The 17,240-nt window shown below is 54.2% G+C and carries 21 protein-coding genes; 12 read left to right on the top strand and 9 right to left on the bottom strand.

The annotated features are described in order from the left end of the window. The first annotated feature begins 120 nt into the window (after positions 1 to 120). The 9 genes from CWS43_RS20100 to CWS43_RS20140 all read left to right on the top strand — a co-directional run bounded on the left by CWS43_RS20100 (position 121) and on the right by CWS43_RS20140 (position 7,425). Complete coding sequence (locus tag CWS43_RS20100) at positions 121 to 561, top strand: DUF2569 domain-containing protein (RefSeq protein ID WP_101078860.1); 441 nt, start codon at positions 121 to 123, stop codon at positions 559 to 561. A gap of 39 nt (positions 562 to 600) precedes the next feature. Further along, complete coding sequence (gene rsxA, locus CWS43_RS20105) at positions 601 to 1,182, top strand: electron transport complex subunit RsxA (RefSeq protein ID WP_101078861.1); 582 nt, start codon at positions 601 to 603, stop codon at positions 1,180 to 1,182. Next, positions 1,182 to 1,748: an electron transport complex subunit RsxB gene (rsxB, locus tag CWS43_RS20110; protein WP_101078862.1), complete on the top strand. Its 567-nt coding sequence runs from the start codon at positions 1,182 to 1,184 to the stop codon at positions 1,746 to 1,748. The genes rsxA and rsxB overlap by 1 nt, the downstream gene beginning before the upstream one ends. A gap of 1 nt (position 1,749) precedes the next feature. Next, complete coding sequence (gene rsxC, locus CWS43_RS20115) at positions 1,750 to 3,873, top strand: electron transport complex subunit RsxC (protein ID WP_101078863.1); 2,124 nt, start codon at positions 1,750 to 1,752, stop codon at positions 3,871 to 3,873. Continuing rightward, complete coding sequence (gene rsxD, locus CWS43_RS20120) at positions 3,874 to 4,926, top strand: electron transport complex subunit RsxD (protein ID WP_101078864.1); 1,053 nt, start codon at positions 3,874 to 3,876, stop codon at positions 4,924 to 4,926. Between the two features lie 9 nt (positions 4,927 to 4,935). Next, entirely contained in the window at positions 4,936 to 5,568 is a 633-nt protein-coding gene (gene rsxG, locus CWS43_RS20125; protein WP_101078865.1) for an electron transport complex subunit RsxG, read from the top strand. Further along, positions 5,561 to 6,259, top strand: a complete 699-nt coding sequence (locus CWS43_RS20130; protein ID WP_101078866.1) for an electron transport complex subunit E — start codon at positions 5,561 to 5,563, stop codon at positions 6,257 to 6,259. The genes rsxG and CWS43_RS20130 overlap by 8 nt, the downstream gene beginning before the upstream one ends. Next, complete coding sequence (nth, locus tag CWS43_RS20135) at positions 6,252 to 6,890, top strand: endonuclease III (RefSeq protein WP_101078867.1); 639 nt, start codon at positions 6,252 to 6,254, stop codon at positions 6,888 to 6,890. The genes CWS43_RS20130 and nth overlap by 8 nt, the downstream gene beginning before the upstream one ends. 304 nt (positions 6,891 to 7,194) lie before the next feature. After that, positions 7,195 to 7,425 carry a hypothetical protein gene (locus CWS43_RS20140; RefSeq protein ID WP_101078868.1) on the top strand — a complete coding sequence of 77 codons (231 nt, stop codon included), beginning with the start codon at positions 7,195 to 7,197 and terminating at the stop codon, positions 7,423 to 7,425. Positions 7,426 to 7,459: 34 nt separating this feature from the next. Here CWS43_RS20140 and CWS43_RS27695 read toward each other — a convergent pair whose 3' ends face one another. The 8 genes from CWS43_RS27695 to CWS43_RS20175 all read right to left on the bottom strand — a co-directional run bounded on the left by CWS43_RS27695 (position 7,460) and on the right by CWS43_RS20175 (position 13,747). After that, positions 7,460 to 7,582: a hypothetical protein gene (locus CWS43_RS27695; RefSeq protein ID WP_255414164.1), complete on the bottom strand. Its 123-nt coding sequence runs from the start codon at positions 7,580 to 7,582 to the stop codon at positions 7,460 to 7,462. Between the two features lie 302 nt (positions 7,583 to 7,884). Further along, positions 7,885 to 8,379 carry a DUF2501 domain-containing protein gene (locus CWS43_RS20145; RefSeq protein ID WP_101078869.1) on the bottom strand — a complete coding sequence of 165 codons (495 nt, stop codon included), beginning with the start codon at positions 8,377 to 8,379 and terminating at the stop codon, positions 7,885 to 7,887. A gap of 100 nt (positions 8,380 to 8,479) precedes the next feature. Next, a complete protein-coding gene (locus tag CWS43_RS20150) occupies positions 8,480 to 9,409 on the bottom strand; it encodes a LysR family transcriptional regulator (protein ID WP_101078870.1) in 930 nt (309 codons plus the stop codon). Positions 9,410 to 9,608: 199 nt separating this feature from the next. Continuing rightward, the gene (locus CWS43_RS20155; protein WP_101078871.1) at positions 9,609 to 10,628 is read right to left on the bottom strand and encodes a Gfo/Idh/MocA family oxidoreductase; all 1,020 of its coding nucleotides are present in this window, start codon (positions 10,626 to 10,628) and stop codon (positions 9,609 to 9,611) included. Positions 10,629 to 10,694: 66 nt separating this feature from the next. Continuing rightward, positions 10,695 to 11,372, bottom strand: a complete 678-nt coding sequence (gene deoC, locus CWS43_RS20160) for a deoxyribose-phosphate aldolase (RefSeq protein WP_101078872.1) — start codon at positions 11,370 to 11,372, stop codon at positions 10,695 to 10,697. Between the two features lie 80 nt (positions 11,373 to 11,452). Beyond that, positions 11,453 to 11,722: an HPr family phosphocarrier protein gene (locus CWS43_RS20165; RefSeq protein WP_101078873.1), complete on the bottom strand. Its 270-nt coding sequence runs from the start codon at positions 11,720 to 11,722 to the stop codon at positions 11,453 to 11,455. A gap of 26 nt (positions 11,723 to 11,748) precedes the next feature. Then, positions 11,749 to 13,173: a PTS fructose transporter subunit IIC gene (locus CWS43_RS20170; protein WP_101078874.1), complete on the bottom strand. Its 1,425-nt coding sequence runs from the start codon at positions 13,171 to 13,173 to the stop codon at positions 11,749 to 11,751. A gap of 118 nt (positions 13,174 to 13,291) precedes the next feature. Further along, positions 13,292 to 13,747: a PTS sugar transporter subunit IIA gene (locus CWS43_RS20175; RefSeq protein ID WP_101078875.1), complete on the bottom strand. Its 456-nt coding sequence runs from the start codon at positions 13,745 to 13,747 to the stop codon at positions 13,292 to 13,294. Positions 13,748 to 13,937: 190 nt separating this feature from the next. Between CWS43_RS20175 and CWS43_RS20180 the strand changes: the two genes are divergently transcribed. From CWS43_RS20180 to CWS43_RS20190, 3 genes are all read left to right on the top strand, one after another. Further along, the gene (locus CWS43_RS20180; protein ID WP_101078876.1) at positions 13,938 to 14,975 is read left to right on the top strand and encodes an alcohol dehydrogenase catalytic domain-containing protein; all 1,038 of its coding nucleotides are present in this window, start codon (positions 13,938 to 13,940) and stop codon (positions 14,973 to 14,975) included. A 23-nt stretch (positions 14,976 to 14,998) separates the two neighbouring features. Beyond that, entirely contained in the window at positions 14,999 to 15,802 is an 804-nt protein-coding gene (locus CWS43_RS20185) for a DeoR/GlpR family DNA-binding transcription regulator (RefSeq protein WP_101078877.1), read from the top strand. A 112-nt stretch (positions 15,803 to 15,914) separates the two neighbouring features. Continuing rightward, entirely contained in the window at positions 15,915 to 16,187 is a 273-nt protein-coding gene (locus CWS43_RS20190) for a YqjD family protein (protein ID WP_101078878.1), read from the top strand. 96 nt (positions 16,188 to 16,283) lie between these two features. On the opposite strand, the gene CWS43_RS20195 is transcribed toward CWS43_RS20190, so the two are convergent. Further along, entirely contained in the window at positions 16,284 to 17,192 is a 909-nt protein-coding gene (locus CWS43_RS20195; RefSeq protein ID WP_101078879.1) for a nickel/cobalt efflux protein RcnA, read from the bottom strand. Positions 17,193 to 17,240 lie beyond the last annotated feature (48 nt).

Consider the following 17,240-nt stretch of genomic DNA (forward strand, 5'->3'; position numbering starts at 1 on the left):
GTATTGATCACATAAATACGATAACGAGAATCACCCTCTCAGGTTAAGCTACTGCGCCTTGAAGGTCGGGGAAAACGCCCCGTCTGAGTGATGGCGAAATCCGCGTAATATAGGCTTTTTATGTCGAATAATCCGGGCTACAAACGAATCGGCGGGTGGTTACTGGCCCCGATGGCGTATCTGATTGTCACGCTGCTGAGCGTTGTATTAATGCTGTTCCTGTTTTCAATGGCCATATTTATGCCGGAGTCGCGCGAATATTTAATCACCAATTCGCAGGCCTTTACGCTGCAATGGTATTTCTCCGTGGTGACCACATTAGCGATGGGGCTATTTACGCTTGCGGTTCTCTGGCAATTTTGTAAGCGTGCCAGGGCGTTACCGAAAATGTATATTATCTGGTTGCTGTGTACGGTATTGCTGGCGGTAAAAGCCTTTGCATTCTCGCCAATTACCGATGATCTGGCCGTGCGTAACTTGCTGTTACCTTTATTGGCCGCTGCGGTGTTTGTGCCTTATTTCAAGCGCTCACTGCGGGTGAAAGAAACCTTCACGGAATAACCCTGAAGTTTTAATGTTTATTATGTCCGGGCAATTGTCATGACCTCTTACTTATTACTGTTTGTCGGCACCATGCTGGTGAATAACTTTGTTCTGGTGAAGTTCCTCGGACTTTGCCCGTTTATGGGCGTGTCCAAAAAACTGGAATCCGCCATCGGCATGGGCCTGGCGACCACGTTCGTGATCACCTTGTCGAATATCTGTTCGTGGATGGTCAACACCTTCATTCTGATGCCGCTGGGCCTGGTGTATCTGCGCACCATGGCATTCATTCTGGTGATCGCCGTCGTCGTGCAGTTCACCGAAATGGTCGTGCGCAAAACCAGCCCGTCGCTGTATCGCCTGCTGGGTATTTTCCTGCCGCTTATCACCACCAACTGCGCCGTGCTCGGCGTGGCGCTGCTTAACATCAACCAGCAGCTGAATTTCATGCAGTCCGCGCTCTACGGTTTTGCCGCATCACTCGGCTTCTCGCTGGTGATGGTGCTGTTCGCCGCCATTCGTGAGCGTCTGGTTGTCGCTGACGTGCCTGCACCGTTCAAAGGTTCTTCGATTGCGCTGGTCACGGCGGGCCTGATGTCACTGGCCTTTATGGGCTTCACGGGTCTGGTGAAATTCTAATGTTTGAATTATGGGTAGCGATTGGCGCGCTGACCGCACTGGCGCTGGTTTTTGGCCTGTTGCTGGGTTACGCATCGCGTCGTTTTGCCGTTGAAGGCAACCCGGTTGTCGATCAGATTGACGATATCCTGCCGCAAAGCCAGTGTGCGCAATGCGGTTATCCCGGCTGTAAACCTTACGCCGAAGCCGTGGCCAATGGCGACAACATCAACAAATGTGTGCCGGGCGGCGAAGCGGTCATGCTCAAGCTGGCCACCCTGCTCAACGTTGAGCCACAGCCGATGGGCGAAGACGTTGCCGCCGCCGTGCCGGTGCGCAAAGTGGCGTACATCGACGAAAGCAACTGCATCGGCTGCACCAAATGCATTCAGGCCTGCCCGGTCGATGCGATTGTGGGCGCAACCCGCGCCGTGCATACCGTAATTACTGATTTATGTACCGGCTGTGACCTGTGCGTCGCGCCGTGCCCGACCGACTGCATCGAAATGCTGCCGGTAAAAACCACCACCGCAAACTGGAAGTGGGATTTGCAATCCATTCCGGTTCAGGTCATCCATGCGGAGTAACATGTTTAATCTGTTTGCCGCGCTCAAAAAAGACAAAGTCTGGGACTTCGACGGTGGTATTCATCCGCCGGAAATGAAGACACAGTCGAGCCACGTTCCGCTGCGCAACGTGCCGTTGCCTGAGCGCTTTATCATTCCCCTTCAGCAGCATCTTGGCCCTGAAGGCGAGCTGTGTGTAAAAGCCGGTGACCGGGTTTTAAAAGGCCAGCCGCTGACAACAGGCCGTGGCCGCACCGTACCGGTTCACGCACCGACGTCTGGCGTGATTACCGCCATCGAACCGCACATCACCGCGCACCCTTCCGGCCTGAAAGAACTCTGCGTTCTGATTGAAGCCGACGGTCAGGACACCTGGTGCGAACGCGACATTGTGGCCGATTACCGCCAGCTTTCTGCCGGGGATCTGAACCAGCGCATCAGCCAGGCCGGTATTGCCGGACTGGGCGGCGCAGGTTTCCCGACTGCCAGCAAACTCGCGGGCGGCCTGACATCCACGCGCACGCTGATCCTCAACGCCGCCGAATGCGAGCCTTACATTACCGCCGATGACCGGCTGATGCAGGAACACGCGGATCAGATCCTCGAAGGTACGCGCATTCTCTGCCATATGCTCAGCCCGGAACGCGTTCTCATCGGCATCGAAGACAACAAACCGGAAGCCATTGCGGCGTTTAAAACCGCGATTAAAGCCACTGCGCAGCAGGATCTGGCTAACGGTATCCGCTTCGAACTGCGCGTGGTGCCGACCAAATATCCGTCCGGCGGTGCCAAACAGCTGACCAAAATTCTGACCGGCCTTGAAGTGCCGAAAGGCCATCACTCGTCGTCAATCGGCGTGCTGATGCAAAACGTCGGCACGGTTTACGCGATCAAGCGCGCAATACTCGACGGCGAACCGCTGATCGAACGTGTCGTGACGCTGACCGGTGAAGCGATGGCAAAACCCGGCAACGTCTGGGCGCGTCTGGGCACACCGGTTTCGCATCTGATGCAGGAAGGCGCATTGCAGCCGCAGGGCGACAAAAAGATGGTGATCATGGGCGGGCCGCTGATGGGCTTTACCCTGCCGTCGCTCGATGTGCCGGTCGTTAAGATTTCCAACTGCCTGCTGGCTCCGTCCGAATCGGAACTCGGCCAGCCTGAGCCGGAAGAAGCCTGTATCCGTTGCAGCCTGTGCGCGGAATCCTGCCCGGCCGGTTTACTGCCGCAGCAGCTTTACTGGTTCAGCCGCGGCGAAGAACACGAAAAAGCGCGCAACCATAACCTGTTCGATTGCATCGAATGCGGCGCCTGTGCGTACGTCTGCCCGAGCAACATTCCGCTGGTGCAGTATTACCGTCAGGAAAAGGCCGAAATCCGCGCCATCGACAGCGAAACCGCCCGTGCTACCGAAGCCAAAGCGCGTTTCGAAGCCAAACAGGCGCGCATGGAACGCGAGAAAATCGCCCGGGAAGAGAAACACCAGAAAGCCGCCGTGAAGCTGAGCGAAACGCCGGTGGACGACGCACCGGTCGCCGAAGCCGTGACCGAAACGGCAGAAGTGGATCCGCGTCAGGCCGCACTGGCCGCTGCCATTGCCCGCGCTAAAGCCAAAAAAGCGGCTGCTGCACAGGAAATCCCGGTGGCATCTGAACCGGTGCCTGAAACGCCGCCGACCGCAGAAGACGATCGCAAAGCCGCCGTGGCTGCCGCCATCGCCCGCGTAAAAGCGAAGAAAGCGGGAAATGGCGTGGTGGTGGAAGCCACCGACAGCGAGCTCACTGTTACTCCGCCAGCGCCGGCAGAAGACGACCGCAAGGCCGCCGTGGCTGCGGCGATTGCCCGTGTGAAAGCGAAGAAAGCCGCCGCCGTGCAGGTCAATACTGACGAAAACGTGACAACGTCACCGGCTGAGCCTTCTGCTGACGACAAGCGTAAAGCCGCTGTCGCCGCCGCCATTGCCCGTGCGAAAGCTAAAAAAGCCGCAGCGCAGAGTGACGCCGAAGAATCCGCTGCGGACAACGACGCATCATCAGAACCAGAGACAACACAACAAGAAAGCGATCCACGCAAAGCCGCCGTGGCTGCTGCGATCGCCCGAGTTAAGGCCCGTAAAGCCGCTCAGACAATGTCGAACGAGGAATAGATGGCCTTCAGGATCGCAAGTTCACCTTTTACACATAACCGCCAAAATACCAGCACCATCATGATGATGGTGATTCTGGCGTGTATTCCGGGTCTGATCGCTCAGATTTGGTTTTTCGGCTACGGAACGCTGGTTCAGCTCGCACTGGCTATCGTGATTGCTTTACTGGCAGAAGGTGCGGTTTTGCAGCTGCGCAAACAGCCGGTAAAAAAACGTCTGGGCGATAACAGCGCCCTGCTGACGGCTATTTTGATCGGCATCAGCCTGCCGCCGCTCGGCCCGTGGTGGATGGTGGTGCTTGGAACGTTTTTCGCCATCATCATCGCCAAACAGCTGTATGGCGGTCTGGGGCAAAACCCGTTTAACCCGGCGATGGTGGGTTATGTCGTGCTGCTGATTTCGTTCCCGGTGCAGATGACCACCTGGCTGCCACCGGACGCCCTGCAACATCATCACGTCAGCTTCACCGACACGCTGCTGACCATTTTCACCGGCCACAGCGGGCAGGATCTGACCGCCTATCAGTTGCAGATGAACGTGGATGGCGTGACGCAGGCGACGCCGCTGGATGCATTTAAAACCGGCTTACGCTCCGGCCATACCGCCGATCAGATTCTGGCAACCCCGCTGTTTGGCGGCACGCTGGCGGGTCTGGGCTGGCAGTGGATTAATCTCGGTTTTCTGGCCGGTGGCCTGTTCCTGATGTGGCGTAAAATCATCAGCTGGCACATTCCGGTGGCGATGCTCGGTATGCTGGCGTTCTGCGCCGCCATCGCGTGGGGTCTGGCACCGGAAAGCTATTCTTCACCGCTGGTCGGCTTGTTCTCCGGTGCGACCATGCTCGGTGCCTTCTTTATCGCTACCGACCCGGTCACGGCGTCGACCACGCCTAAAGGCCGTCTGGTTTTCGGTGCATTAATTGGTTTGCTGGTGTGGCTTATCCGCACGTACGGCGGGTATCCTGACGGCGTGGCTTTTGCCGTTTTACTGGCCAACATTACCGTGCCGCTGATTGACCACTACACTCAACCACGTGTTTACGGGCATCGCTGAGGAAGAATTATGCTAGCTACAATGCGACGCCACGGCCTGATTCTGGCTTTCTTTGGCGCACTGATGACCGGCATGACCGCCATCGTAAACCTGCTGACCAAGCCGACGATTGAACATCAGGCGCTGTTACAGCAAAAAACGTTGTTTGATCAGGTGATCCCGGCCAGCGTTTACGATAACAACATGCAGGACGAATGTTACAACGTCACCGATGAATCACTCGGCACCGCCACACCGCACCGCATGTATCTGGCGCGCAAAGGCGGCGACCCCGTGGCTGCCGTGGTGGAAACCACCGCGCCAGACGGTTATTCCGGCGCAATCCAGCTGCTGGTCGCCGCTGATTTTCATGGCAAAGTCTACGGCTCCCGCGTGCTGGAACAGCATGAAACACCGGGGCTGGGTGACAAAATTGAAGTGCGTATTTCCGACTGGATCAAGCATTTCGCCAATCAGACCGTTAACGGTGCGACCGATGAACGCTGGGCGGTGAAGAAAGATGGCGGTATGTTTGATCAGTTTACCGGCGCGACCATTACCCCGCGCGCTGTCGTGCGCTCGGTAAAACGCACGGCGTTATTTATCGGGACGGTGCCGTCTCAGCTTTCCCACCTCACCCCTTGTGGAGCCCGTGATGAGTGAAGCCAGAAAGATAATCGTTCAGGGTCTGTGGACCAATAACTCCTCGCTGGTCCAGCTGCTGGGGCTTTGCCCGCTGCTGGCCGTGACCTCCACCGCGACCAACGCCTTAGGTTTGGGGCTGGCCACCACGCTGGTGCTGACCTGTACTAACGGCATGATTTCCGCGTTCCGTAAGTGGATCCCGGATGAAATCCGTATCCCGATTTACGTGCTGATCATCGCATCGGTGGTCAGTACCGTTGAAATGCTGATTAACGCCTATGCCTTTGGTTTGTATCAGGCGCTGGGGATTTTCATCCCGCTGATTGTGACCAACTGTGTGGTGGTCGGACGCGCGGAAGCCTGCGCCGCGACCAGCCCGGTGCATCTGGCGGCGCTGGATGGTGCCATGACCGGCCTCGGGGCGACGTGCGCAATGTTCGTCCTTGGTTCGATGCGTGAAATTCTCGGCAGCGGCGTGTTGTTTAACGGCGCAGATTTGCTGCTCGGCGGCTGGGCGAAAGTGCTGCGCGTTGAAGTGATTCATCTGGATAACCCGTTCCTGCTGGCGATGCTGCCGCCGGGCGCGTTTATCGGTCTGGGCCTTTTGCTGGCGGCTAAATACCTGATTGATCAGCGCATGAAAGCGCGAAAAGCGGTGCAGCACGTTGCCGCCGAAGACAGTTTGCCAAAGGGAAGTGTTCATGAATAAGGAAAAGCGCATTGAGATCCTCAGCCGTTTGCGGGACAACAACCCGCATCCCACGACCGAACTGGTGTACACCACGCCGTTCGAACTGCTGATTTCAGTGTTACTTTCCGCGCAGGCCACGGACGTCAGCGTGAACAAAGCGACCGCGAAACTGTATCCGGTCGCCAACACGCCGGAGTCCGTTCTGGCGCTCGGCGTGGACGGTGTGAAGGAATACATCAAAACCATCGGCCTGTTTAATTCAAAAGCCGAAAACGTCATCAAAACCTGCCGGATTTTGCTGGAAAAACACAACGGCGAAGTGCCGGAAGACCGCGCCGCGCTGGAAGCCCTGCCGGGCGTCGGGCGTAAAACCGCTAACGTGGTGCTCAATACCGCTTTCGGCTGGCCCACCATTGCCGTCGACACGCATATTTTCCGCGTCTGTAACCGGACGAAATTCGCGCCAGGTAAGACCGTCGATGACGTGGAAGAAAAACTCCTCAAAGTCGTCCCCGCCGAGTTTAAGCTCGATTGCCATCACTGGTTTATCCTGCACGGGCGCTATACGTGCATTGCGAGGAAACCGCGGTGCGGATCGTGTTTGATTGAAGATTTGTGTGAGAGTAAAGAGAAGGTTTATGCGGAGTGAAAGGGAGATCCCTTTGAACCCGTTTTATTTTCAATTGCAACTTAAATCTTAAATTCGAATTCGAATTTAAGTTGAAAATCAAGACCTTGGGTTGCCACCCAAACGCGATTTTAACGGGATCGAGACTATTTCGGTTTCTCACTTGCCGTAAGTGGGCTGAATTCTCCGACCGAGAAAGTTTCGGTTTCTCAATTGCGGTGATCACTTAGCGCACTGCGCCGAAACCGCCAAAGAGGGAGGAAAGCGCCTCCCTCTTTGATCTCCCACGCTTTTTTTACTCCGTGCCATCGCCGGACCGATGGACATGTTCTGGCACATCAGCGTGTGGCGCGAAATCTTGCCGCTGCGCGGTCCCTTCCCTACGGGCTTCGAGCCTTGCGGTCTCGAACCCTCGGTCAGCAAAATTTCTGAGCGCGCCATCTCACCATTCAAAAGAATCGCTTCTGATGCTTCTTCGTTTTTCAAATTAATGAATGGCAAGGCAAGGTTGCGAACTAAAAAGCCCCTGGCCGCATTCAGAAAGCTTGCTGAATGAGTGTTTCGAGACCTTAGGCTCGAAGCCGCTCCGTTCAGCTGGATTTTGAGCGCGCCATCTCACCATTCAAAAGAATCGATTCTGATGCTTCTTCGTTTTTCAAAATAATGAATGGCATGGCAAGGTTGCGAACTAAAAAGCCAGTGGCCGCTTTCAAAAATCGCGCCGTATGGAGAGGTGGAAAACCGCGACTCTTTTCGCGCGGTTTGTAACCCGACGGAAGGGAACCGCGCAGCGGCGGGATTTTGCGGCAGTAGCGGAAGTTGCTGAAACATAGCTAGCAAGCGGCAGCGCTTGTTTTAAAAAACGCGGGAGTCCAGAGGGAGAAGGTTTATTCTCCCTCTGGTCGTTGTGGGCCGACGCCCACGACTTTGATTTTGATTTTGAATTTGAATTTGAATTTGAATTTGAATTTGAATTTGAAGTAAAAAGCCGCCATTGCAGCGGCCTCTGCAATCATCAGATGAATGATTTCGCCTGCTTCAGCACCACATCACATGCTTTGGTTTTCACTTTCTCTTTCACCTGCGTCAGCCCGCTCCCGAGATTATTCAGGTCAACGCTCTGATCTTTACCGGTTTTCAGCAACCCGCCCAGCCCCTGCTGGTAGTCCTTGCTTTCAGCGCCGGACGCGCTCTGGATCCCCAGTTTGTTCAGCAGCTGATCTTTCACGTTTTCTGTGCTGGCTTTGGAAAGTACGTTGTTTTTCACGCAATACTGCAATACACCGGCGACGTTGGTCGCGCTGGTGGAGGTCAGCGCTTTATCGCCGCCGTTTAGCAGTGAAGTCAGTGATGATGTGGTTCCCGTCCCTGAGGTTGTTCCCGCACTGTTCAGGCCGTCGGTGGCTGCCTGTTGCAGTTGTCCCAGCAGATTATTTGATGCCTGTGCGGAGGCTGCCACTAACAGGCTGCCCGCGACGATTGCCAGAACGCCAGCTTTTAATGCTTTCATGTGCTACTCCATTCATTTCACTTATATATTGCGGGAAAGCTTGGTCTTAAATGATGAATTCATCAATAGGAAAATGGGAGAGAAACCGGCAATGCCGGTTTTATTTGATCGTCGACGGGGGTTTAAGCGGTTGTTGCTGCGTCAGCCACAGACCGGCAGCGGTGAAGAAATGCTGTGCCAGCGCCGTCGCCCTGCCCGGTTCGGCCACCACCAGCGCGGCGTGACGGGTCATTGGCGTGATGTCCAGCGGGCAGCGTTTCAGTGCCGGATGCATTTCATCAATCAGATGCCCGCTCGGCACCAGCGCGCAGCCAATGCCGACAAACACGCCCTGCATCAGCTGAAATATCGAGGTACTTTCCAGACGCGGATGCAGTTCCAGCCCGGCCTGACGGAAGAAATTATCCAGATACCGGCGGAAATAACGGCTCGGCTCGGACAGACACAACGGCAACGCCGCGGCCTGTTCGGCGGTCATCAGCCCGATATTGTCCAGCTCAGGGAAATGGTCCGGGTGATACACCACGTCCACGCCGCCGTCATCAAGCGACACCAGCTGGAAACGCAGTTCGTTGAGGGTCGAGAATTCGAAGAAGCCGATGCCGACATCCACGGAATGGCTGCTCAGCGCTTCAATCAGCTGATCGGCGCTGACTTCCGACACGCGGTAATCCAGCCCCGGATGCGCCTGGCTCACCGCCTTGATCAGCTGCGCCAGAGAAACGCTGCACTGCGGCATGACGCCAATGCGTAACGTCCCGCTCATGCCTTGTTTGAGAGATTCCACCTCCAGCTTCAGGCCTTCGTAAACCGCCACAATTTCGCGCGCCCAGCTCAGCACCCGCAGGCCTTCGGCGGTGAATCCTTCGAAGTTGTTGCCCCGGTTGATCAGGTTCAGCCCGAGCTCTTTTTCAAGGTTTTTGAGCCGCATCGACAGCGTCGGCTGGCTGACAAAACTCGCTTCCGCCGCCCGCCCGAAATGACGTTCCCGTTCAAGATTGCACAAATAAATAAGCTGTTTGATGTCCATTTTATTGAATATTCATTGAGTTACAGTGATTAATTCAGAACACAATGTGAACGGAATTGCCCGCGGAAAGCGACTTCCCGGATGATGCATACCGCATGATATCCCACATTCACGAAATTTGTTTTTCGGGATATGCAGGAAATCATGCCGGAATCACATTTGATTACTTTATAACTCGCAGCTTATTCATAAGGGCAGACTATTCAATAAAGACCGGACGTTTTTCGCGCAGCGACTTCAGCCCTTCCCGGACCAGTATCAGCGCCATTTTCCCGTCGTGACCGGTGACCTGCGTTTCGGTGTCGTGACGGATGGCGTCGATAAAGGCTTCGGCTTCGCGTACGTAGGCTTCCTGATATAACTTCGTCCAGGACGGCATAGATTGCGCCTGAATGGTTTTGTCGCGCGTCACTACTTCCACGTTATTGCTGTTCTGGCGGCCAACTTTGACAATGCCGTGTGTACCGAGAATTTCCGCGCGGGCATCGTAGCCGTACTGGACGTACTGCGCGCCGTCGATCATGCCGATGATGCCGTTGGTGAATTGCATCATGACTGCGCAGGTGTCGTAATAATCAGGGTATTCCGCAGATTTTTCCGGTGAACGGAAATTATGGCCGATGACGTGGATCATGCTCACTTCGGCTCCGGCGTACCACCTGAGCGTATCGAGATCGTGGCTGTTCACTTCAGCAACCGGCCCGCCACTTTTTGAAATATCGAACATCCACTCTTTAGGCTCGCTCGGGCCATGCGTCAGTGATTTCAGTAACGTCACTTCACCAACGGTTTTATTTTCAATCACCTCTTTGCCCGTTTTAAAATTCTCATCAAAACGGCGCATAAAGCCCAACTGTAATTTGACGTTATGTTCCCGGCACGCGTCGATCATGTCGTTGCATTCTTCTTCCGTTCCGGCCATCGGCTTTTCGCAGAAAATATGTTTTCCGGCTTTCGCGGCGGCAACCACAATATCCCGGTGTAAATGTGTGGGTGTCACCACCACAATAGCGTCAATGCTTTCGTTATTCAGGGCTTCGCGATAATCGGTATATTGATATTCCACCTGAAGTTCTTTCTGTACTTCCGCCAGATTTTCCGCGTCGGGATCGCATATTGCCATTAACCGGGCATGACGGAGATTGCCGTTATAATTCCGGGCATGAATCATCCCCGCGCGGCCACAGCCAATCAGGCACACATTAATCATTTTATTCATTTTCAGCCTCAGTCAGGGCACGTTTCGTTATTTACCGGCCTGCATCACAGGCCAGTTTCCTGAATGCTATTTCGCGGCAATGAGTTCATTGACGATTTGTATTCCCGCAGAACTGCCCAGACGCGTTGCGCCCGCGTCAATCATGGCAAGCGCGTCACTCAGTGTGCGAATTCCACCCGCAGCTTTAACCTGAACGTGTTCCCCCGCGTGTTCCTTCATTAGTCTGACATGTTCAGTCGTTGCGCCCGCCGTGCCGAATCCGGTGGAGGTTTTAACAAAGCCTGGTTTCACTTCTGAGGCGATTTTTGCCACGTTGATAATCTCTTCTGTCGTCAGGTAACAGGTTTCGAAAATGACTTTCGACACAATCCCGGCTTTATTGGCGACAGCCACCAGCGCGGCCATTTCCGCTCTGATATACGCGTAGTCATGCTCTTTGACTTTGCCGACATTGAGCAGGTAATCGAATTCCTGGGCGCCATTATTAACGGCGTCCTGTGCTTCAAACACTTTGGCAGCGATGGTCATCTGGCCCAGCGGAAAACCAATCGCCGCGCCGGTCAGCACCGATGAACCTTTCAGCATTTCGCGGCAGGTGGCGACCGGCCAGGAGTTGATGGCGACTGAAGCAAAACCGTATTCTTTCGCTTCATCACACAGTTTTTGGAAATCATCTTTGGTCGCATACGCATGAAGATTGGTATGGTCAAAGAATGCAGCCAGTTTTTCAGCAGAATATTTCATTTTCTATTCCTTAATCAGGTTTCAGTATTCAGGGAATTGCCTGCCGGCAAATAAATTTATGGGTTACGACGAAAATGGATTCAGCCCGCCTCTTCCACCAGCGTGGATAAATACTGGCTCAGTATTTCGCTGGCCTCTTTGTCCTGTTCGCCTTCGCAAAGTAAAGTAATCGTCGAATCATGAACGATGCCGAGTTTCATCAGCGCCAGCATACTTTTGCCATCGGCTTCTTTTTCTTTATTCACCAGTCTGACGTTGCAGTTGAATTTCTTCGCCATTTTCGAAAATGTTGCGCAGGGACGACTGTGAAATCCCATGGGATTAATAAAACGTATTTTCGATGTAATCATAACGTTCTGCTTCCTTATTAATGTTTTTAAACAGCCAGCACGGATTTATTAAATTTAGCCTTGCGGTATAACCCGTAAATAATGCCGCCGGTCAGTCCGCCGCTGAGAATAGCCATTACCCAAAGTAAACCGTGCGTGACGAGCGGAAGAATAATCAGCCCGCCGTGCGGGGCTGGCACCGCAACTTTAAAGAAGAACGTCAGCGTGGCACCGATCGAGGCGCTCAGCATGAGTATCGGGATCACACGCAGCGGATCTTTTGCGGCAAAGGGGATCGCGCCTTCGGCAATAAACGTCGCGCTGAGAATAAAGTTCACCAGCCCGGCGGCCTGTTCTTCTTTTTCGAAATACTTTCTGAACATCACGGTCGCAAAGGCAATCACCAGCGGCGGCACCATGCTGGCGGTCATGACGCCGGCCATAAATAATGCGTTGCCTTGCTCTGCCAGCAACATCGTTCCCGTAACGTACGCGGCTTTATTCACCGGGCCGCCGAGGTCAAACGCGCTCATACAGCCAATCACAATGCCGAGCAATAACGGGTTCGCGTGTTCCAGCCCGGCCAGCCACACCATCATGCCTTTATTTAATGCCGCGATGGTCGAACCGGCAGAAAGCATGAAGACGCCGACCACCAGAACACCCATCAGCGGCATCAGGAAGATGGACTTGAAACCTTCCAGCGAACGGGGAAATGACCGGGTGATGTGCAGCATCCATTTCATGAAATAACCGGCGAAAAAGCCCGCGATAATGCCGCCGAGAAAGCCTGCGCCGATGTCAGTCGCCAGCAGGCCGCCGACGAATCCGGCCACAAAACCGGGGCGGTTCGAAATGGAGTACGCGATAAACGCGGTGAAGACCGGCACCATTAAGGAAAACGAGAGTTTGCCGAGTTTAAAAAGGCTGGCGGCAATCGGGTTGTATTGCGCGCTGGTCGGGTCAAATGAGTAAATGCCCCAGAAGAAGGAAATGGCGATTAACACACCGCCCGCGACCACAAACGGCAACATGTTCGACACGCCGTTCATCAGGGAAATATAGACAGACCGCCCGGCGCCCTGACGCTCTGCTTTTTCGGCGGCAGGTTTTTCATGATCAGGGGTTGCGGTTTGTTCGTGCCGGTAAACGTCTTCTTCACCGGCCATCGCCCTGGCCACCAGTTCAGTGGCTTTTTTAACGCCGTGGCCGACCGATGCGCGGATTAACGGCTTACCGTCGAAGCGTGCCATTTCCACCGCTTTGTCGGACGCCAGAATCACCATATCGGCCCGGGCGATTTCTTCTGCCGTCAGCGCGTTTTCAATGCCCACGGCCCCGTTGGTTTCAACGCGGATCCCCGCACCGGCTTTTTCAGCGGCCTTTTTCAGTGCGGCTTCCGCCATAAACGTATGGGCGATCCCCGTCGGACATCCCGTTACTGCGACAAAAAACTTTTCTCTGGTCGACATGATTCTGGCTCCATAAAGGGTGACTTTTCCGGCCTGTCATTTACTGCTGATTCACTCTGTTGATTGTCGTTTTCTATCGATATCAGATGAATTCAGGCCAGAACAGAACGTGAAATGGTTAATCAACGTAACGGGTCATGATTTCAATGACCTGCGCTTCATCCTTTGCCGCAGCAATCTGGTCACGGAAATCATCTTCCATAATCGCGCCCGCGAGTTTCATCAGGATCCTGATGTGTTCATCACCCGCGCTTTCTGCCGGAACGGCAATCATGAAAACGTACTGCGCCCGGTCATCTTCTTCGGCATCCCATAAAACCGGCCTCGCCAGCCGGGCAAAGGCAACAACCGGCAACGCAACTGCGTCACTCTTGCCGTGCGGGATGGCGAAGTCGTAGCCGACTGCCGTTGAGAACTCAACTTCTCTTTTACGGATAGCCGCCATGAAGTGTTCGAAACCACCCGGCTTCAGGCAGCCGGTCGCTTCGATCTTTTTGCCCATCTGCCGCAGAACGTCGTCTTTATCCTCAACGTCCAGACGCAACATTACGGTGTCTTCTGAAAAAATCCTCATACTGGCTGTCCTTTTTGCTGTTAATTATCGTTTATTATCGTTTATGCGTGAATCAAGAGCAAAACGATAGTAAACAATTGACATCGGTAATTACATGACTAAACTCACAAGAATTCACATTGAGTCGATTTTTTGATCAACACCCCGTTAAGCAAAAGACGCTCCGTCCTGTAACCATTGAGAGGCTGTTATGAAAGCAATTCAGTTATTTGCCAAAGGTGAACTCCGTTTAACCGATCTGCCTGAACCCGAAATCGCGCCAGACGAAGTGCTGCTGGCCTGTAAAGTCGGGGCGATTTGCGGTACCGATTTGCGGATGTTTGCCAATGGCCATCGCCAGTCACCGCAGGCGTTAACGCTGGGGCATGAATTATCGGGCGTCATTGAGAAAACCGGGGCGAACGTCAGCCCGGAATGGCGTGTGGGAATGCGCGTGGCGGTTGCCCCTAACTACGGATGCGGCACCTGCGACAGCTGCATCAGCGGCAATACGCAAACCTGCAAGGATTTCCAGGCGCTGGGTATTCAGAAAAACGGCGCATTTGCCCGTTATGTGGTGATCCCCGCCCGCGCCGTGCAGCAGGGAAATATCGTGGCGTTGCCGGACCACGTTTCGTTTGAAGAAGGCGCGCTGATTGAGCCTTTTTCCTGCGTCTATAATGCCTTCGAGCGCTGCCATACCCGCGTCGGCGATACGGTTTTGGTGATCGGCGCGGGGCCAATTGGCCTGATGCACGCCATGCTGCATAAAGCGGCGGGTGCCGGAAAAGTGCTGATCAGTGACATCAACCCGGAACGGCTGGCGATGGCGTGCAATTTTGATCCGGACTTTGTGCCGGTTAGCGGCACCGATACGCTGGCCGACGTCATGCGCATTACGCAAAATCGCGGCTGTGACGTGGTGATTACGGCGGCGTCGAGTGCGGAAATTCAGTCGCTGGCCTTTGAACTGACGGCGCTGAATGGCCGCGTGCTGTTCTTCGGCGGTTTGCCGCACGGTAAAGAAATGGTCAGCCTGAATACCAACATTATTCATTACCGGCAGATCACGGTGACCGGCATGAGCGGGCAGAATTTACGTCAGTATCGCGAAAGCCTGAGAATGATTTCCAATGGACTGATTAATCTGAAAGAAATCTTGACTCACAAGTACACTCTTGAACAATATGACGAGGCTTTCAGCGCCGCCCGTTCGGGGAAGGCGCTGAAAGTGGCCTTCGTTTTATAACCTGCCGGACACTGAGAAAAATCATGAACGATCATTCGGAAGATAAAGTTTTTTCGCTCGAACGCCAGCAAGCCATTCTTGCGTTTGTGGAGGAAAACAAGAAAGCCACGGTCGCCGAGCTTTGCCAGATCTTTAAAGTCTCGACTTCCACGATCCGTAATGATCTTCGTGAAATGGAAAAGAACATGCTGGTGACGCGGACGCACGGCGGCGTGTTGATCCGCAGTAAAACCGGCGTGGAAATGATGTCCACGGAAAAAGAGGTCTGCAACCATGATGCGAAAGTCATGGTTGCGCAACTCGCACTTGAGCAGATTGAAGACGGCGATACGCTGTTACTCGATACCGGCACCACCACGCTGGAACTGGCGAAAATTCTGGGTGAACGCCAGCAACTGACGGTGATCACCAACGATTTAAAAATTGCCCTGACGCTGGAAGATTCGCCGGGCGTGGTGAATCTGTTCTTTATTGGCGGCGCGGTGCGCAAACAACTTCACTGCGTGATCCCGTTCAGTAATGACAACAGTTTGTCTGATTTGATCATCGATAAAGCCATCATGGGCACCAATGGTTTTACGCTTAAAAATGGCGCGACGACGCCGGATGTGCGGCAGGCGGCATTTAAAAAGAAGATGATTGCCTGTTCGACCAGTGTGATTTTGCTGGCGGATTCAACCAAAATAGGCCGTGACGCTTTCGCCAAATTTGCCGATATCTCCGATATCAATATTTTCATCACCGACAGCATTAAAGATGACGTCCGTTCAGGGCTGGAAGCGCAGGGAATGTTGGTCTGCAACGGCTCAGCGATAGGCCGCGGGTAATAATTGCTATTAGGTAATCTTCCTAATTGTGCCATGCCGCTGTGCGGGAAACCGGCAGACATCAGGTTTTCCGACTACGCTTAACAGCTGGCACAAACAAAGGAGCACTAAAATGTCGTCTCAAGAATTCGATAACGATGCAGATCGTCTGGCTGATAAGGTCGAAAACAAAGCGAACGAGTTCGCTGGCGAAGCGCAGAAGCAATTTGGGGACTTTGTGGACTCACCGAAACATCAGCTGAAAGGCGCGGCGCGCAAATACTCTGCTCAGGCAAGTGACGCGGTTTCGGATGTTGCAGAAAAGATTAAAGAAAATCCGCTGTCAGGATTGATCGCCGCAGGCGCTATCGGTGTCGTGCTCGGTTTACTGCTTGGCCGCAAATAAGCCTTACGGTTAACCAGTCTGAAGCTTCAGCAAAAGAAAGCCCGTCGGGCTTTCTTTGTTTTATTGCCTCGTGAATCACCCCGCCGGTTCTCTTCCTTACGACGCCAGCCCGATATATCCGTGTACGCCCATATAAATCCCGACGATACCGATCAGCACGCTGGAAAAATACGGGGCGCGCCGTGCAAGGGTATTGAATCCGCTCCAGCGTTTTGCAACCTGCCGGACACTCACCGCCGCGCCGACCCCCACCGTCACCAGCGTTAACGCCAGCCCGAGGCTGAAACACACCACCAGCGCGGCACCCAGCGCCAGGGCTTTCAGCTGGATGCAAATCAGCAACACGGTGATCGCCGCCGGACACGGGATCAACCCGCCGGTCAGGCCGAAGAACAGAATCTGCCAGTTGGTGACTTCCTGTGTCGCAAATCGCCGCGCGATATCCCCCGCATGCGCCCTTTCGTGTGCGTCCTGATATTCCTGCGCAGCGACATTAACGCGAAACCCTGTGAGGTTCACCGGCCTGGCGTGAATGGCGTGAGGCACGCTGGCCGCCTGAAGAATCCCGTGATCGTGATGATGATCATGCGGATGATCGTGGTGGTGGCCATGAGCACCGTGAGCGTGTGTATGCCCCGCGCCGTTTTGTTGCTGCTTCCACGCGCTTTCCCCACGAAATGTCCGCCAGAACATCCACGTGGCCGTCCCGAGAATAATCACCGCTGAGACCATCTGGAGCCAGGGTTCAGCCGATTCGGCGGTGAAACGCTTACTGATGACCATCCCGCCAAACGCAATCAGCCAGACGATGGCAGTATGTGAAACCGTGGCCGCCAGCCCGAGCATGACGGCCTGCCGGACGGTGCCTTTAATGGCGATGATGAATGCCGCCATCATCGTTTTCGAGTGACCCGGCTCAAGGCCGTGCAAAACCCCTAACAATATGGCGCTCGGAATAAATACCCAGGCATTACCCTGCTGCAAAAGTGCTGAAAAGTCATTCATGTTAATGATTCTCGATTACATTAGACGAAATGATAGTACTCCCCCCCA

Origin of the sequence: Rahnella sp. AA, assembly GCF_002834385.1 — a bacterium.
Classification (GTDB): domain Bacteria; phylum Pseudomonadota; class Gammaproteobacteria; order Enterobacterales; family Enterobacteriaceae; genus Rahnella.

Excerpts from the sequence above, each read along its gene's own strand:
- CWS43_RS20100 (WP_101078860.1), top strand. The coding sequence starts at position 121 with ATGTCGAATAATCCGGGCTACAAACGAATCGGCGGGTGGTTACTGGCC.
- rsxA (WP_101078861.1), top strand. The coding sequence starts at position 601 with ATGACCTCTTACTTATTACTGTTTGTCGGCACCATGCTGGTGAATAAC.
- rsxB (WP_101078862.1), top strand. The coding sequence starts at position 1,182 with ATGTTTGAATTATGGGTAGCGATTGGCGCGCTGACCGCACTGGCGCTG.
- rsxC (WP_101078863.1), top strand. The coding sequence starts at position 1,750 with ATGTTTAATCTGTTTGCCGCGCTCAAAAAAGACAAAGTCTGGGACTTC.
- rsxD (WP_101078864.1), top strand. The coding sequence starts at position 3,874 with ATGGCCTTCAGGATCGCAAGTTCACCTTTTACACATAACCGCCAAAAT.
- rsxG (WP_101078865.1), top strand. The coding sequence starts at position 4,936 with ATGCTAGCTACAATGCGACGCCACGGCCTGATTCTGGCTTTCTTTGGC.
- CWS43_RS20130 (WP_101078866.1), top strand. The coding sequence starts at position 5,561 with ATGAGTGAAGCCAGAAAGATAATCGTTCAGGGTCTGTGGACCAATAAC.
- nth (WP_101078867.1), top strand. The coding sequence starts at position 6,252 with ATGAATAAGGAAAAGCGCATTGAGATCCTCAGCCGTTTGCGGGACAAC.
- CWS43_RS20140 (WP_101078868.1), top strand. The coding sequence starts at position 7,195 with ATGTTCTGGCACATCAGCGTGTGGCGCGAAATCTTGCCGCTGCGCGGT.
- CWS43_RS20145 (WP_101078869.1), bottom strand. The coding sequence starts at position 8,379 with ATGAAAGCATTAAAAGCTGGCGTTCTGGCAATCGTCGCGGGCAGCCTG.
- CWS43_RS20150 (WP_101078870.1), bottom strand. The coding sequence starts at position 9,409 with ATGGACATCAAACAGCTTATTTATTTGTGCAATCTTGAACGGGAACGT.
- CWS43_RS20155 (WP_101078871.1), bottom strand. The coding sequence starts at position 10,628 with ATGAATAAAATGATTAATGTGTGCCTGATTGGCTGTGGCCGCGCGGGG.
- deoC (WP_101078872.1), bottom strand. The coding sequence starts at position 11,372 with ATGAAATATTCTGCTGAAAAACTGGCTGCATTCTTTGACCATACCAAT.
- CWS43_RS20165 (WP_101078873.1), bottom strand. The coding sequence starts at position 11,722 with ATGATTACATCGAAAATACGTTTTATTAATCCCATGGGATTTCACAGT.
- CWS43_RS20170 (WP_101078874.1), bottom strand. The coding sequence starts at position 13,173 with ATGTCGACCAGAGAAAAGTTTTTTGTCGCAGTAACGGGATGTCCGACG.
- CWS43_RS20175 (WP_101078875.1), bottom strand. The coding sequence starts at position 13,747 with ATGAGGATTTTTTCAGAAGACACCGTAATGTTGCGTCTGGACGTTGAG.
- CWS43_RS20180 (WP_101078876.1), top strand. The coding sequence starts at position 13,938 with ATGAAAGCAATTCAGTTATTTGCCAAAGGTGAACTCCGTTTAACCGAT.
- CWS43_RS20185 (WP_101078877.1), top strand. The coding sequence starts at position 14,999 with ATGAACGATCATTCGGAAGATAAAGTTTTTTCGCTCGAACGCCAGCAA.
- CWS43_RS20190 (WP_101078878.1), top strand. The coding sequence starts at position 15,915 with ATGTCGTCTCAAGAATTCGATAACGATGCAGATCGTCTGGCTGATAAG.
- CWS43_RS20195 (WP_101078879.1), bottom strand. The coding sequence starts at position 17,192 with ATGAATGACTTTTCAGCACTTTTGCAGCAGGGTAATGCCTGGGTATTT.